Origin of the sequence: Actinoplanes sp. NPDC051861, from assembly GCF_040681145.1 — a bacterium.
Classification (GTDB): domain Bacteria; phylum Actinomycetota; class Actinomycetes; order Mycobacteriales; family Micromonosporaceae; genus Actinoplanes.
Genome location: NZ_JBFAYE010000001.1, coordinates 388,344 through 402,906 on the forward strand (window position 1 = coordinate 388,344; position 14,563 = coordinate 402,906).

Here is a 14,563-nt window from a genome sequence, read left to right on the forward strand (position 1 = left end):
GGCAATCCGGCGCCGGACAAGTCCACCCCGGCCAAGGGCGGGACTTCGGAACCCGCGCCGCAGAGCACCGTGCCCGCCGGGATCCCGGAGGGCTGGCGCACGTACAAGGCGTCCGGCTTCAGTTTCCCGGTCCCGAACAGCGTCTCGGGTGGCGGTGGCGGCAGTGGTCTCAGCGTGAGCTGGAACAACCGGATGATCCGGGTCGACGTGATCAACGCGCCGCTCGGTGATCCGGTGAAGTTCATCGAGGCGCAGCAGACCGGTCACTACCGGAGCTACCAGAAGATCGGCGTAACCCCGGTCGACTTCCACGGCAAGGCCGCCGACTGGGAGTTCACCTACAAGACGGGCAGCGGGAACTCGCAGCACGTGGTGCGGCGGGCGTTCGCCATCGACGGCCAGACCTATCTGCTGTCGCTCTACACCTCGCCGGAGGTCTGGGACGAGGCGCGCAAGGACTTCGACGTGGTCGCCGGAGGATTCGCCAAGCGGTGATGCGTGAGATCCGGGCGGCTGGGTAGTTATCCACCGTCACGGATGGAGGTGCATCATGAACTGCCGACGGCACGGCAGGAAGCCCACGATCGCCCTGTGGATGCTCATCGCGGTGGCGGACCTAGCGCTCGTCGTTGCGGCTGCCGGTCTGCTCATCACTCTTCTCGTCGTCGCCGGTGCGGCTGTGGTGGCCGGCGGTGTGATCGCCGCGCGGAACCTCGGCCGGCGCGAGGCGGAGCCCGCGGAGGCGGTGGTACGCCGGCGCGCTTAGCGTGATCGGCTACAGTCCCCCGGGTGTTGTCGATCGACGGTGTGAACGACCTCTGGGACCAACTCTTCGGTGCCCAGCCCGACCCGCCCGGGATGCTGGTGCTGCTCACCGCGGTGGCCGGTCTCCTCGCGGTGGCCGTCCGCCCGGTCTGGCGGGTGGCGCGCAACGCTGTCACGATCGCGCACGAGGGCGGTCATGCCCTGTTCGCGCTGCTGACGGGCCGGAAGCTGCGCGGCATCCGGCTCGAGTTCGACACGTCCGGGCTCACGCTCTCGGCCGGTCGCCCGACGGGTCCCGGCATGATTCTGACCCTGCTCGGCGGCTACATCGCGCCGTCGCTGGTCGGCGTGCTCGGAGCCTGGCTGCTCGGCGGTAACCGGATCACGCTGCTGCTCTGGCTCGCCGTGGTTCTGCTGCTGCTCATGCTGATCAACATCAGGAACCTGTTCGGCGTGATCTCGCTGCTGGTCACGGGCGCGATCGTCTTCGTCGTCTCCTGGTACGCGTCACCCGAGGTGCAGGCCGCCTTTGCGTACGCTGGTGTCTGGTTCCTGTTGTTCGGTGGTGTTCGTCCGGTCTTCGAGCTGCAGACGCTGCGCAACCGCGGCCGCATGCGCGACTCCGACGCCGATCAGCTGGCCCGTCTCACCCACCTGCCTGCCCTGCTCTGGGTGGGCGTCTTCCTCGCGGTGAACCTGATCGCCCTCCTGGCCGGCGCGTTCCTCCTCGCCGGCCAGTGGCTCCCCACCACCTCAACCGTCTGAAGCACAGCGGTTTGGCGTGTGGAGTTCGGCCCTCATACGCGCCCGAACTTCACACGCGGAAAGCCGTTAGAGCGGGATGTTGCCGTGCTTCTTGGGCGGCAACGATTCCCGCTTGGTGCGGAGCATTCGGAGGGCGCGGGTGACCTGCGCGCGGGTCTGTGACGGCTGGATGACCGCGTCCACGTAACCGCGCTCCGCGGCGATGTACGGGTTCGCGAGCGTGTCCTCGTACTCCTGGATCAGCTCGGCCCGGCGCCCAGCCGGATCCTGCGCACCGGCCAGTTCCGCCCGGTAGAGGATGTTGACCGCACCCTGCGCGCCCATCACCGCGATCTGCGCCGTCGGCCAGGCGAAGTTGACGTCCGCGCCGAGATGCTTGGAACCCATCACGTCGTAGGCGCCGCCGTACGCCTTCCGCGTGATCACCGTGACCTTGGGGACGGTGGCCTCCGCGTACGCGTAGATGAGCTTGGCCCCGCGCCGGATGATCCCGTCCCACTCCTGTCCGGTGCCGGGCAGGAAGCCGGGCACGTCCACGAACGTCAGCACGGGGATGTTGAACGCGTCACAGGTACGCACGAACCGCGCCGCCTTCTCCGACGCCGCGATGTCGAGTGTCCCGGCCAGGTTCATCGGCTGGTTGGCGACGACTCCGACCGGGCGGCCCTCGACCCGGCCGAACCCGACCACGATGTTCTGCGCGTAGAGCGGCTGCACCTCCAGGAACTCGTCGACGACCGTCTCCACGACCTTTTTGATGTCGTAGGGCTGGTTCGGCGAGTTCGGGATGAGGGTGTCCAGCGCACGGTCCTCGTCACCCGATTCGAGATCGCCATCGACGGGGAGCAGCACCGGCTCGTCCAGGTTGTTGCTGGGCAGGTACGACAGCAGCGCCCGGACGTAGTCGATCGCGTCCTCCTCGTCGCTGGCGAGGTAGTGCGCGTTGCCGCTGCGGGAGTTGTGCGTACGCGCCCCGCCCAGCTCCTCGAACCCGACCTCCTCGCCGGTGACCGTCTTGATCACGTCCGGGCCGGTGATGAACATGTGCGAGGTCTGGTCGACCATGACCGTGAAGTCGGTGATCGCGGGGGAGTAGACCGCGCCGCCCGCACACGGGCCCATGATCAGCGAGATCTGCGGGATGACGCCGCTGGCCCGTACGTTGCGGAAGAAGATGTCGGCGTAGAGGCCGAGCGCGACCACGCCCTCCTGGATCCGGGCGCCGCCGGAGTCGTTGATGCCGATGATCGGGCAGCCGATCTTCATGGCGAGGTCGAGCACCTTGACGATCTTCTCGCCGAACACCTCGCCGAGGGAGCCGCCGAAGACCGTGAAGTCCTGCGAGAAGACGCACACCTGACGGCCGTCGATCGTTCCGTGGCCGGTGACCACACCGTCGCCGTACGGCCGGTTGCGGTCCAGGCCGAAGGCGGTCGAGCGGTGCCGGGCCAGTTCGTCCAGCTCGACGAACGAGTCCTTGTCGAGCAGCAACTCGATGCGTTCGCGCGCGGTCTTCTTGCCGCGGGCGTGCTGCTTCTCGATGGCCCGCTCGGATCCGGCGTGCACCGCTTCCTCGGTACGCCGGGCGAGGTCGGCGAGCTTGCCGGCGGTGGTGTGGATGTCGGGCTGCTCTGCAGGGGTGTTCGCCACGCGCTGATCGTATCGTCGCGCCGACGCGCGGAGAACGAGTGCGTTTCATACCCAATGCCCCATTCGTTACACTCCTCGTGACGAACTGGATGACCGCGGCAGGGCTCGCCTTCATCGCAGGCGGCCTCGCCACGTTGATCAGCTTCCGCGCTGTGATCTTCGGCGGCGGGGGCCGTCGCGTGTCCCGGGCCGGCGCGCCCGCACGCCGGCGGCGACCGGTGGCCGTTCCGCCCGCACCCCCGGTGTCGCGCCCGATCCGCGAGCCCGAGGGAGACGTGTTCCCGTCGACCGAGTTCGACTGCGTCGAACCGCTGCCCGAGCCGCTGCTCGAATCGCTGCCCGAGCCGGAGACCCGGGCCGGGCGCCGGCGCCGGCTGGCCGCCGCGTTCAGCGGCCGTCCGTCCGACCCGGACGCCGACGGCAGCGGCCTGGCCTCGATCGGCCTGGCCGACGACGCCCACGAGGACGAGCAGGGCTGGCCGGAGCAGGACGAATCGGAGCAGGGCGAGCCGGAGGACGGCGAGGACGGCCCCCGGATGATCGGGTACGAGGATCACGAGCCCGAGGAGCCCGAGCGCGATCCGGAGCGCGACGACCCGGACTACGACGACGACCGGGGTTACGACGACTACGAGTGGGCCGCCGCCCAGCGCCGGCCCGCTGCGGACCCGTGGGCCGGCGACCGGGTCGAGAACTGGGTGCGGCCGCACTACCGCGACCTGGACGACCGCCCGCCGGCCGGCGACTACTGGACCCCGGTCCCGGACGATCTCTACGCCGACCCGGAGCCGTCGGCCCGCGGATACGGCTGGCCGATCCCGGTGGAACGGCTGCCGCCGGTGCCCGACTACGAGCCGGCGACCGGCTTCGACCTGACACCGGTCCAGGCCGCGGAGCCCACCACGCTGGTCCCGGCCTGGCATTCCGAGAAGCATCCCGCCTGGCGGCCCGAGAGGCCCGGCGATGAGGAATCCCGCCGGATCCGCCTGCCCAGGTCGTGGGCGGCCCGCGACGAGAAGGCAACCGCCCCCCGACACGGCCGTCCCCGCCCCCGCCCGCGCCCCACTGAACGCTCCGAGCCCGGCACCGGCTACGTCAGCCGCCATTCCGCCGGAGCCGCTGACTAGGCTTCCGGAGTGGCCGCTTCGCCGTACTCCGACCTCGACCGTCCTCCCCTGTCCGCCCGGGCACTGACCCGGGCCTTGGTCGTACCCGGTGCGCTCTGGTCGAAGCTGGACGTGCGGGCCGAGACCGGATCCACCAACGCGGACGCCGCCGAGGCGGCCCGGCAGGGTGCCGCCGAGGGCCTGGTCGTGGTGGCCGAGAGTCAGGTGGCCGGCCGAGGCCGCCGGGACCGGCAGTGGACGTCACCGCCGCGGGCCGGGCTCACGCTCAGCGTGCTGCTGCGCCCGGTCGCCGCGAACGCGGAGCGCGGCTGGGCTCCCGCGCCGATCGGCAGCATCGGCTGGCTGTCGCTGCTGGCCGGGGTGGCGCTGCGTGAGGCGGTGATCCGGGTGGCCGGTGTGGACGCCGAGCTGAAGTGGCCGAACGATCTGCTCGTCGACGGCCGCAAGTGCGCCGGGATCCTGGCCGAGGTGTCCGGCGACGCCGTGGTGATCGGGATCGGCCTCAACGTCAGCACCCGCGCCGAGGAGCTGCCGGAGACCACCGGTGTGCCGGCCACGTCGCTGCGGGTGGCCGGTGCCGAGGACTTCGACCGCGATCCGCTGCTGCGGGCGCTGCTGCGCAGCCTGGACCGGTGGTACGGCGGCTGGCGCGAGGCCGGCGGTGACGCCGAGATGTGCGGGCTGCTCGGCGAGTACCAGCGCGGGTGCGCGACGGTCGGCCGCGCGGTCCGGGTGCTGCTGCCGGGCGGCGGCGAGCTGACCGGCGAGGCCGTCGCGGTCGACCGAGACGGCCAGCTGGTGATCCGTACGGAGGACGGCGCCCACCTTCCGGTCTCGGCCGGTGACGTGCTGCACGTACGCTGACGGCGTGGCGTTCCCCGACGAGGTCCTCGCGGAAGAGGAAGAGGTCGTCCTCCATCTGCGTCCGCACTGGAAGGCGGCGGTGGCACCGGTCCTGGTGCTGCTCCTGACGCTGGCCGGCTTCATCCTGGCCTGGGTGATGCTGCCGTCCAGTGAGGGCGGCCGGATCGGCCTGCTGATGGTCGCCACCATCATGGTGTGGTACGGCGTCCGCAACGGCCTGGCCCCGCTGGTGTCCTGGCGCTGCACCCACTACGTGCTGACCGACGAGCGGATCCTGGTGCAGCACGGCGTGCTCACCCGCGAGCGCCGCGACCTGCCGCTGAACCGGGTGAACGACCACGCGCTGTCCCAGTCGCTGCTGGACCGGATGCTCGGCAGCGGCACGCTCACCATCGACTCGATCGGCGAGCAGAGCGCGAAGCTGGCCGGCGTCCCGGGCGCCCAGCAGGTGCAGAACACCCTCTACGAACTGATCGAGCACGCGCCCGCGGAGGAGGACGAGGAGGAGGAAGAAGAGCCGGCTCCTCGGCGAAGGCGCTAGCTGGGATCCAACTCGGGCTTGAGGTCCAGCCGCGCCGCACTGCCCGGCACGTCGACCGCGCTGAGCTCGGCCAGGCCTGCGGTGGCGTCCAGCTCGGCGATGGCGCCCTCGTGCCCGTCGACCGGCGGCTTGAGGAAGACGAACGTCCGGTACGCCCAGAAGCGGAAGATCGTCGCGATCCCGATGCCGAGCACCGTCACCGCCATGAACGCGACCTCGTCGTGCTCCTCGGTGAGGCCGAATCCGTACTTGCCGATGGTGATCGCGCCGGACTGAATGATCATGCCGACCAGGTTGAAGCCGAAGAACAGCGTGTACTCACGCCGCATCGCGGTCCGCGTGTGGTTGCGGTAGGTCCAGTAGCGGTTCGCCAGGTACGCCAAGGTGGTCGTGATGACCGTGGCCACCACACTCGCCTTGACCGCGCCGATCGGCAGCAGAACGTACGTGATCGCGAGGAACAGCGCGGTGTTGCCGGCGCCGATGATGCCGAACGCGATGGCTTCCGGCGCGAGACGGCGGAGGCGCTGTGCCAGCGTGCTGCTGCCTGAGGGCATTGGACAACCTTACGGGGAACGGGGGGAGGACGCCGACGTCATACTCCCGGCCGGCACCGGGGCGTCGGTGACCCGGAAAACGAATCGGCGGTAGGACCAGAACCGGAACAGGGTACCCAAAGCGGTACCGATGAGCTGTCCCGAGACGATGTCCGCGAAGTGGCTCTGCAGCGCCGGCCAGATCTGCCCGAGCGCGTAGTGGCTGATCGCGAGGCAGGTCAGGGCGATGCCGAGGCCGATCGCATTCAACACGAAGAACATCGTGTACTGCCGGGCCATGTGTGTGTGATCACCATGGCGCCAGGTCCAGAACCGGTTGCCGAAGAACGCGAGCGTCGTCGCCACCGTGGTGGAGAGGGTCTTGGCGATCAGCGGTTCGCTGCCACGCTGCAGCAGGAAGTTGAAGATCGCCAGATCGACCGCGAACGCGATCCCGCCGACCAGTCCGAACTTGCTCACCTCACGGGCGAACGCCCGGATCCGTGTGCGCAGACCGGTCGGCTGCGGTGGGTTCGGGGGCACGGATCCGAGGGTACCGGGGGTAGTCACGCCTCGCTGTCTTCGCTGCCGAGTCTTAACCGGACGTCTCGACGTGGTGACGCTGTCGATACGGCGCGTTACGAAAGCCGTCGACCTCGCGGATCTCGGCGAGCCGCCCGCGGCAGTCCTCGCACCATGCGAGGTGGGTGCGCATCCGGTGGGAGTCACGCGGAGCGAGCCGTCCGCGCACCTGACCGCCCAGCCGTTCGCCCGCCCAGCGGCACTCAGGGTGATCGGCAGCGGTCACGTGCTGCTGAAGATAGAGACTGCGCAGGCCCTCGCGGGCCCGGTGGGCCAGCACGGCCACCGCGTTCGGGGTCAGTCCCATCCGCGGCGCGAGCTCGGCGGGGGTGTTGCCCTCGACCTCGGTCTGCCAGAGCACGTCGCGCCAGCGCGGCGGCAGCTGGCGGAACGCGGCCGCGGCGAAGCTGCGCTCGAGACGGTCCAGCGCCGGGTCGGTGAACGGCTCGCCCGGGTCGTACCGGGTCAGGTCGTCGGTGAACTCCAGGCGGCGGTCCAGCCGGGCCCGGTGATAGCAGACGTGCCGCATCGTGGTGTGCAGGTACGCCCGGAACGCCACCAGCGGTCCCCGCCCGGCGCGCAACGTCGCGAACACCTTCGCGAACGTCTCCGCGACCAGGTCGTCGACGTCGGCGGGATCGCGGGTCAGCCCGTACGCGAACTGGCGCGCGGCCGCGTGGTGGCGCTGATAGAGCGTCCCGAACGCGGCTGTGTCGCCGGCCCGGACAGCGGCCAGAAGGTCCGTGTCCGTGTCCGCGTCGTTGCCCGGGATCGTCATTCCGCCTCCTGTGGCCGGAACTGCGAGGAAAGCCCGATTAGGTGAAAGTCTAAGGCGTTAAGTCCTTTTTGTGAAAGTTGTCGTCTAGGCGGTGTGGCACGCCGAGTTCGGGCTCGCTTGCGCGCAGCTGCGCTTGGGAGCGAAGAATCGATCGTCTGCGCGCAAAGCAACCAAAGATTGTGCGGTTGTCCACAGGTATGACCGATGAACTCAACGCAGTGTCGGGCTTACGCTGACGTAACTCCCATGACCGACGCCGGGCTCCCCGGCTGATGCGTCATTGGTCAGTGCCGACCGAAGGAGCTTCATCTTGTCTCAGCCCCCTACCTCGCATCCCCGCCTTCTGGCGTGGATCGACGAGGTCGCCGCCCTGACAACACCCGACCGGATCGTCTGGTGCGACGGTTCGGAAGAGGAGTGGACCCGCCTCACCGACGAGCTCGTCGCGTCGGGCGCGCTGGTCCGCCTCGACGAGGAGAAGAAACCCAACTCGTTCTGGGCACGTACCGATCCGTCCGATGTGGCGCGCGTCGAGGAGCGCACCTTCATCTGCTCGGTCGACGAGGCCGACGCCGGTCCCACCAACAACTGGATGGCGCCGGCCGAGATGAAGCAGGTCATGACCGGGCTCTACCGGGGGTGCATGGCGGGCCGCACGATGTACGTCGTCCCGTTCTGCATGGGCCCGCTCGACTCACCACAGCCCATGTTCGGCGTGGAGCTCACCGACAGCCCGTACGTCGTGGCCAGCATGCGCATCATGACCCGGATGGGGGCCGGGGTCCTGGAGGCGATGGGCGACGACGCGGACTACGTGCCGTGCCTGCACTCGGTCGGCGCGCCGCTCGCCGAAGGGGACACGGACGCCGCCTGGCCGTGCAGCGAGACCAAGTACATCTCGCACTTCCCGGAGACCCGGGAGATCTGGTCGTTCGGCTCCGGGTACGGCGGTAACTCGCTGCTCGGCAAGAAGTGCTTCGCCCTGCGGATCGCCAGCGTGGCGGCCCGCGACGAGGGCTGGCTCGCCGAGCACATGCTGATCATGAAGCTCACCTCGCCGGAGGGCCGGGTCCGCTACATCGCCGGCGCGTTCCCGTCGGCGTGCGGCAAGACCAACCTCGCCATGCTCGAGCCCACCCTGCCCGGGTGGAAGGTCGAGACGGTCGGCGACGACATCGCCTGGATGCGCTTCGGCGAGGACGGCCGCCTGTGGGCCACCAACCCGGAGTACGGGCTGTTCGGCGTCGCGCCCGGCACCGACTTCCACACCAACCCGAACGCCATGCGCACGCTGGCCAAGGGCAACTCGGTCTTCACCAACGTGGCGCTCACCGACGACGGCGACATCTGGTGGGAGGGCATGGGCGAGCCGCCCGCGCACCTCATCGACTGGAAGGGAAAGGACTGGACGCCCGACTCCGAGGCCGTCTCCAGCCACCCCAACAGCCGGTTCTGCACGCCGATCGAGCAGTGCCCGATCCTGGCGGACGAGTATCACGACCCGCGTGGCGTACCGATCGACGCGATCCTGTTCGGCGGCCGGCGCAAGACCACGGTTCCGCTGGTCACCGAGGCCCGCGACTGGGTGCACGGCGTCTACCTCGGCGCCACGCTCTCCAGCGAGACCACCGCGGCCGCGGTCGGGCAGGTCGGCGTCGTGCGCCGCGACCCGATGGCGATGCTGCCGTTCATCGGCTACCACGCCGGCGACTACTTCCAGCACTGGATCGACATGGCGAAGGGCGCCTCGGGCGACGCCGACAAGCTGCCCAAGGTCTTCTACGTCAACTGGTTCCGCCGCGGCGACGACGGCCGGTTCCTCTGGCCGGGCTTCGGCGAGAACAGCCGGGTGCTCAAGTGGGTCGTCGAGCGCCTCGACGGCAAGGGCGACGCGGTGGAGACCGCGATCGGCCACGTGCCGACCGCGGACGCCCTCGACCTGACCGGTCTCGACATCGACCCGGCCGACCTGGATGCCGTGCTCAAGGTCGACACCGAGGAGTGGCTCGCCGAGATTCCCCAGGTCACCGAGTGGTTCCAGAAGTTCGGGGACAAGCTCCCCGCGGTGCTCTGGGCGGAACTCGACGCCCTGCGCGCCCGCCTCGAGAAAGCGTGACATCTCCAGCGGCAGGGGAGATGAGCACGCCGTAGGGCACGATTGGCGCGATGGGGATCGATGTCTACGACGTCGCGGTGATCGGTGCGGGCCCGGCCGGCTCGGCGGCGGCACTTGCCGCCCGCCGGGCCGGTGCCCGGGTGCTGCTGCTCGATCGCGCGGATTTCCCGCGCGACAAGACCTGTGGTGACGGCATCGCCGCGCAGGCCGTCGACGTACTGTCCGGGCTGGGCGTCGCGGACACCACCGCCGGATATCCGCAGGTGGAGACCCTGCGCCTGGTCTCGCCCGGTGGGACGGCTGCGGCACGGCGGCTGCCCCACCCGGCCTACGTGATCCCCCGCCGGGTCTTCGATTTCCGGATCACCCGGGCTGCCGTCGCCGCCGGCGCCGTGCTTCATAAACATCAAGTTCGAGAGGTACGCGAGGAGCACACCGTTGTCATCGACGGCGAGTTCCGCGCGCGTGTGGTGATCGGAGCCGACGGCGCTTCGTCAGTGGTGCGCCGCGCACTCGGCTCCGGAGTCAACCCGCCCGGACATCTCGCGATCGCGATCCGCGGTTACCGCCCGGCCACCACCCGCGAACAGCTGATCGTCACCACCCGGCAGCGCTGGCCGGCGTACGCGTGGGAGTTCCCGATCGGCGACGGCACCGCCAACGTCGGTTACGGAGAGCTCCTTCGCGGAACGGCGCTGTCCCGCCCGTACCTCCTGAAGCAGTTGAACGATCTCCTGCCCGGCGCCGAACCGACCGGCTTGCGTGGGCACCACCTGCCCCTGTCCACCCGCCGGCCGGCGCCGGGTCGCGGCCGCGTGCTGCTCGCCGGCGACGCCCTCTCCCTGATCAACCCGTGCACCGGGGAAGGCATTTTCTACGCCGTGCTCTCCGGCGCGCTGGCCGGCGCCTGCGCGGCAGGTGGCCCGATCGGGGTGGCCCGCCGCTACCGCGACGCGCTGCACCGGCGTCTCGGGCGGCATCTGCGGCACTCGGCGACGGCGGCCCGGCTCACCTCGTGGCCGCGCGTGGCGGACGCCGCGATCGGAGCGGCCGCGAACGACCCGGCCGTGTTCGCCCGGATGGTGGAGCTCGGTCTCGCTGACGGGCTGCTCGACGCTCGCACGATCGGGCGCATCGCGCTGCGGATGGTCCAGAGGCCGACCGTCGGCGCTTGAGCGTGCGGCGCGGGTGGCTACCCTTTGCGGTGATGAGTCTGCGTTCCCTGATCTATTCCTTTTACGAGCGGCGGCTGGCGGGCAAGCTGGCCGGCATTCCCGTGCCCCGGCACGTCGGCGTGATGTGCGACGGCAACCGGCGCTGGGCCCGCGAGATGGGGTTCGTCGATCCCAACGACGGCCACCGGGTCGGCGCCACGCGCGTCAAGGAGCTGCTGACCTGGTGCGACCAGGCCGGCATCGAGCACGTCACCCTCTATCTGCTGGCCACCGACAACCTGCGCCGCCCGGCCTCCGAGCTCGACCCCCTCGTGAAGATCATCGAGGACCTGGCGACCGAGCTGGCCGAGGACGGCAACCCGTGGCGGCTGCGCATGGTGGGCGCGCTCGATCTGCTGCCCGCCGCCACCGCGGCGTCACTGAAGGCGGCACAGGAGCGCACCCGCCGTCGCAGCGGCGGCGTCGAGGTCAACATGGCGGTCGGCTACGGCGGCCGGCGCGAGATCACCGACGCGGTCCGCTCCCTGCTCTACGAACACGCCGCCTCCGGCGGCACCCTCGAGGAACTGGCCGAGATCCTCGACGTCGAGCACATCGCCGAGCACCTCTACACGCGCGGCCAGCCCGACCCCGACCTGGTCATCCGCACCAGCGGCGAGCAGCGGCTATCCGGCTTCCTGCTGTGGCAGTCGGCACACTCGGAGTTCTACTTCCACGACGCCAACTGGCCCGACTTCCGCCGCATCGACTTCCTCCGAGCCCTCCGCTCCTACGCGAGCCGCCAGCGCCGCTACGGCGCCTGACCCCCACCGGCGCGACGTCCGCCTCGCGCGCGGAGCCCGTCAAGCGTGTGGAGTTTGGGTGCGCTGTGGGGCGCAACTTCACACACCCGGGTGGGGGTTGGTTGCGTGTGGAGTTGGGGTGCGCTGTGGGGCGCAACTCCACACACTGGGTTTGCTGTGGGCGTCGGCGGTCGCCGGACGGCCTGGGGTGGCAGGTCGGTCGCGTTGACTCTTGAGAGCTGCGGGGTCCGGCGGGGGAGCCAGGACTCGTACCAAATGGAGGTTTTGACCCTCCTTAGAAGCGGCGCAATCCTTCGGTGAGGAAGGCGGCGACGGCGGCTGGGGAGTCGAGGGTGAGGTCGGCGGCGCTGGAGACCTCGGCGCCGGTTTCCGGGTTGGCGACGGCGACCGCCATGCCGAAGAAGTCCGGGTCGACGGCTTCGCGGGCGCGTAGTGCGTCGAAGGCCTTGATGTCGGACATGTCGTCGCCGAAATACCAGGCGCAGCCGGCGTTGCGGACGCCCTCGGTGATGACCATGCCCTTGTCCTGGTCGACCGGTGGCTTCAGCTCGGCGACCATCCGGCCGCGTTGGATACGCAGGCCGTGGCGCTCGGCGCGCTCGTGGGCCCACTGCTCGACGGTCGCGGCCAGCTCGGGAGCGACCCGGTAGTGCAGGGCGACGGAGAGCCGCTTGTATTCCACCAGGATCTCGCCCGGCAGCTCGGCGCGGGCCTGCTCGGCCAGCTCGGCCATGGTCGGCACGAAGTCCAGCGCGGACGGCTCGGTGACCACCTCGCCGTCGTGCCACACCTCGAGGCCGTAGAGGCCGTAGAGGTCGACGTGCTCCAGCGTCGCGAAGCGCGAGCGCAGGAAGCTCACCGGCCGCGCCGAGACGATCGCCACGCGGGCCACGACGGTGGCCAGCTGCTCGAGCACCCCGGGCACCGCGGCGACCGGCTGGGAGGCGTCGGGATCGTCGGTGACCGGCGACAGGACGCCGTCGAAGTCGAAGAAGAAGGTGGTCGCAGATGCGCGCTCGGCGGTGAACGCCCACGCCTCGTCGATGCTCAGCGGATGTGTCGGACGGGTCGTCTCTGCCACGCAAGTCAGACTACCCGTGGATGGTCGTCTTTCATGCGCGGTGATTTTCGGCTGCGGTGAGCGTCACCCCTGCGTGCTGGATATTCCGCTCTACCGCAGGACGCTGTTGACCGCTAGCGTTTGAGTCATGGCACGGGGTCGTCCCGGGCCAGCCGGTCGGCCCGGACCTGCGACAACATGCGCCACGGGGCCCGCAATCCGACCCCGTGCAAGGTCTCGGCGACCGGAGGTGGCGGACTGCGGGCGGACCGGGTTGCGCGCCCGCTGGAGCAGGCCTGTGACATCTCGCCGTACCGATGCCGGGGTCGACACGAACCCGGCCGAAAAAGTCTCCAGCAGCCGTGCCACCACGGGACGCCGTAGGTCCCGGGACCGGCACGCCGACGCGGAGCCCGCCCCCGCCGGCAGGGTCTTCGTCCTGGACACTTCGGTCCTGCTGTCCGACCCGGCGGCGTTCCGCCGGTTCACCGACCATGAGGTGGTCGTCCCGCTCGTGGTCATCTCCGAGCTGGAGGGCAAACGTCACCACCCTGAACTCGGCTGGTTCGCGCGGCAGTCGCTGCGCATGCTGGACGAGCTGCGCATCAAGCACGGCCGGCTCGACCAGCCGGTGCTCTGCAACGACGAGGGCGGCACGCTGCGCGTCGAGCTGAACCACGCCGACCAGAGCGTCCTGCCGCAGGGCTTCCGCAACGACTCGAACGACACCCGCATCCTGTCGGTGGCGCTCGGGCTGGCCGCGGAGGGCCGTGACGTCACGCTGGTCAGCAAGGACATGCCGCTGCGGGTCAAGGCCGCCTCGGTCGGCCTGACCGCCGACGAGTACCGGCACGGCCAGGCCAGCGACCCCACCTGGACCGGCATGGCCGATCTGCAGCTGTCCGAGGACCAGGTGGCCGCCCTCTACTCCGGCGACGAACTGGAGGTGGAGGAGGCGGAGAACCTGCCCTGCCACACCGGCCTGGTGATCCACTCGCCGCGCGGCTCGGCCCTGGCCCGGGTCAACCCGGACAAGACGGTCAAGCTGGTTCGCGGCGACCGTGATGCGTTCGGCCTGCGGGGCCGCTCCGCCGAGCAGCGGGTCGCGCTGGACATCCTGCTCGACGAGTCGATCGGCATCGTCTCGTTGGGCGGCCGGGCGGGCACCGGCAAGTCCGCTCTCGCGCTCGCCGCCGGCCTGGAGGCGACCATGGAGCGCAACCGCCACAAGAAGGTGATCGTCTTCCGCCCGTTGTACGCGGTCGGCGGCCAGGAGCTCGGCTACCTGCCCGGCAGCGAGTCGGAGAAGATGTCGCCCTGGGCGCAGGCGGTCTTCGACACCCTCGGGGCGGTGGTGCACGCCAACGTGGTCGAGGAGGTGCTGGCCCGCGGCATGCTCGAGGTGCTGCCGCTGACCCACATCCGCGGCCGGAGCCTGCACGACGCGTTCGTGATCGTCGACGAGGCGCAGTCGCTGGAACGCAACGTGCTGCTGACCGTGCTCTCCCGCATCGGACAGGGCTCGCGGGTGGTTCTCACCCACGATGTCGCGCAGCGTGACAATCTGCGGGTCGGCCGGCACGACGGTGTGACAGCGGTGATCGAGGCGCTGAAGGGACATCCGATCTTCGCCCACGTCACCCTGACCCGTTCCGAGCGGTCGCCGATCGCCGAGGTGGTCACCGATCTGCTGGAGGAGATCCCTCTGTGAGATGACGCCAGCGCGGTGGTTTTGAGCCGAAATGATGCCTATTTCGTTGTGACTAAAGTCACATCACCGCGCTGGCATTTCACATCCACT

The 14,563-nt window shown here is 69.9% G+C and carries 14 protein-coding genes; 9 read left to right on the plus strand and 5 right to left on the minus strand.

Annotated elements, in window-relative coordinates:
* Nucleotides 1-550 precede the first annotated feature (550 nt).
* Both AB0M02_RS02025 and AB0M02_RS02030 read left to right on the plus strand, forming a co-directional pair.
* On the plus strand, nucleotides 551-766 hold the full coding sequence (locus tag AB0M02_RS02025; RefSeq protein ID WP_364219973.1) for a hypothetical protein: 216 nt from the start codon (nucleotides 551-553) through the stop codon (nucleotides 764-766).
* Between the two features lie 23 nt (nucleotides 767-789).
* Nucleotides 790-1,530: a M50 family metallopeptidase gene (locus tag AB0M02_RS02030; protein WP_364219976.1), complete on the plus strand. Its 741-nt coding sequence runs from the start codon at nucleotides 790-792 to the stop codon at nucleotides 1,528-1,530.
* Nucleotides 1,531-1,596: 66 nt separating this feature from the next.
* Here the strand turns inward: AB0M02_RS02030 and AB0M02_RS02035 are convergent, their stop codons facing one another.
* Nucleotides 1,597-3,180 carry an acyl-CoA carboxylase subunit beta gene (locus AB0M02_RS02035; protein WP_364219979.1) on the minus strand — a complete coding sequence of 528 codons (1,584 nt, stop codon included), beginning with the start codon at nucleotides 3,178-3,180 and terminating at the stop codon, nucleotides 1,597-1,599.
* Between the two features lie 77 nt (nucleotides 3,181-3,257).
* Here AB0M02_RS02035 and AB0M02_RS02040 point away from each other — a divergent pair, with 77 nt between their 5' ends.
* Genes AB0M02_RS02040 through AB0M02_RS02050 form a run of 3 tightly spaced genes read left to right on the plus strand, consistent with a single transcriptional unit; the run spans nucleotide 3,258 to nucleotide 5,712 of the window.
* Nucleotides 3,258-4,307 carry a hypothetical protein gene (locus AB0M02_RS02040; protein WP_364219982.1) on the plus strand — a complete coding sequence of 350 codons (1,050 nt, stop codon included), beginning with the start codon at nucleotides 3,258-3,260 and terminating at the stop codon, nucleotides 4,305-4,307.
* A 9-nt stretch (nucleotides 4,308-4,316) separates the two neighbouring features.
* Entirely contained in the window at nucleotides 4,317-5,171 is an 855-nt protein-coding gene (locus AB0M02_RS02045) for a biotin--[acetyl-CoA-carboxylase] ligase (protein WP_364219985.1), read from the plus strand.
* A 4-nt stretch (nucleotides 5,172-5,175) separates the two neighbouring features.
* A complete protein-coding gene (locus tag AB0M02_RS02050) occupies nucleotides 5,176-5,712 on the plus strand; it encodes a PH domain-containing protein (protein ID WP_364219988.1) in 537 nt (178 codons plus the stop codon).
* On the opposite strand, the gene AB0M02_RS02055 is transcribed toward AB0M02_RS02050, so the two are convergent.
* From AB0M02_RS02055 to AB0M02_RS02065, 3 genes are read right to left on the minus strand one after another with little or no spacing between them, the layout of a single operon-like run.
* Nucleotides 5,709-6,269, minus strand: coding sequence for a GtrA family protein (locus tag AB0M02_RS02055; protein ID WP_364219991.1), 561 nt, complete (start codon nucleotides 6,267-6,269; stop codon nucleotides 5,709-5,711). The genes AB0M02_RS02050 and AB0M02_RS02055 overlap by 4 nt on opposite strands.
* Nucleotides 6,270-6,278: 9 nt before the next feature.
* Nucleotides 6,279-6,791 (minus strand): GtrA family protein, encoded by a 513-nt coding sequence (locus AB0M02_RS02060; protein WP_364219994.1) that lies wholly within the window; start codon nucleotides 6,789-6,791, stop codon nucleotides 6,279-6,281.
* Between the two features lie 52 nt (nucleotides 6,792-6,843).
* Nucleotides 6,844-7,608, minus strand: coding sequence for a sigma-70 family RNA polymerase sigma factor (locus AB0M02_RS02065; protein ID WP_364219997.1), 765 nt, complete (start codon nucleotides 7,606-7,608; stop codon nucleotides 6,844-6,846).
* A gap of 310 nt (nucleotides 7,609-7,918) precedes the next feature.
* Here AB0M02_RS02065 and AB0M02_RS02070 point away from each other — a divergent pair, with 310 nt between their 5' ends.
* Genes AB0M02_RS02070 through AB0M02_RS02080 form a run of 3 tightly spaced genes read left to right on the plus strand, consistent with a single transcriptional unit; the run spans nucleotide 7,919 to nucleotide 11,702 of the window.
* Entirely contained in the window at nucleotides 7,919-9,724 is a 1,806-nt protein-coding gene (locus AB0M02_RS02070; protein WP_364220000.1) for a phosphoenolpyruvate carboxykinase (GTP), read from the plus strand.
* A 50-nt stretch (nucleotides 9,725-9,774) separates the two neighbouring features.
* Complete coding sequence (locus AB0M02_RS02075) at nucleotides 9,775-10,899, plus strand: geranylgeranyl reductase family protein (RefSeq protein WP_364220003.1); 1,125 nt, start codon at nucleotides 9,775-9,777, stop codon at nucleotides 10,897-10,899.
* Nucleotides 10,900-10,931: 32 nt separating this feature from the next.
* Nucleotides 10,932-11,702 (plus strand): isoprenyl transferase, encoded by a 771-nt coding sequence (locus tag AB0M02_RS02080; protein WP_364220006.1) that lies wholly within the window; start codon nucleotides 10,932-10,934, stop codon nucleotides 11,700-11,702.
* A 274-nt stretch (nucleotides 11,703-11,976) separates the two neighbouring features.
* On the opposite strand, the gene otsB is transcribed toward AB0M02_RS02080, so the two are convergent.
* Entirely contained in the window at nucleotides 11,977-12,783 is an 807-nt protein-coding gene (gene otsB, locus AB0M02_RS02085) for a trehalose-phosphatase (RefSeq protein ID WP_364220009.1), read from the minus strand.
* Between the two features lie 277 nt (nucleotides 12,784-13,060).
* On the opposite strand from otsB, the gene AB0M02_RS02090 reads away from it, so the two are divergent.
* Entirely contained in the window at nucleotides 13,061-14,473 is a 1,413-nt protein-coding gene (locus tag AB0M02_RS02090) for a PhoH family protein (RefSeq protein ID WP_364220012.1), read from the plus strand.
* The last annotated feature ends 90 nt before the right edge of the window (nucleotides 14,474-14,563 follow it).

Excerpts from the sequence above, each read along its gene's own strand:
- AB0M02_RS02025 (WP_364219973.1), top strand. The coding sequence starts at position 551 with ATGAACTGCCGACGGCACGGCAGGAAGCCCACGATCGCCCTGTGGATG.
- AB0M02_RS02055 (WP_364219991.1), bottom strand. The coding sequence starts at position 6,269 with ATGCCCTCAGGCAGCAGCACGCTGGCACAGCGCCTCCGCCGTCTCGCG.
- AB0M02_RS02065 (WP_364219997.1), bottom strand. The coding sequence starts at position 7,608 with ATGACGATCCCGGGCAACGACGCGGACACGGACACGGACCTTCTGGCC.
- AB0M02_RS02075 (WP_364220003.1), top strand. The coding sequence starts at position 9,775 with ATGGGGATCGATGTCTACGACGTCGCGGTGATCGGTGCGGGCCCGGCC.
- AB0M02_RS02080 (WP_364220006.1), top strand. The coding sequence starts at position 10,932 with ATGAGTCTGCGTTCCCTGATCTATTCCTTTTACGAGCGGCGGCTGGCG.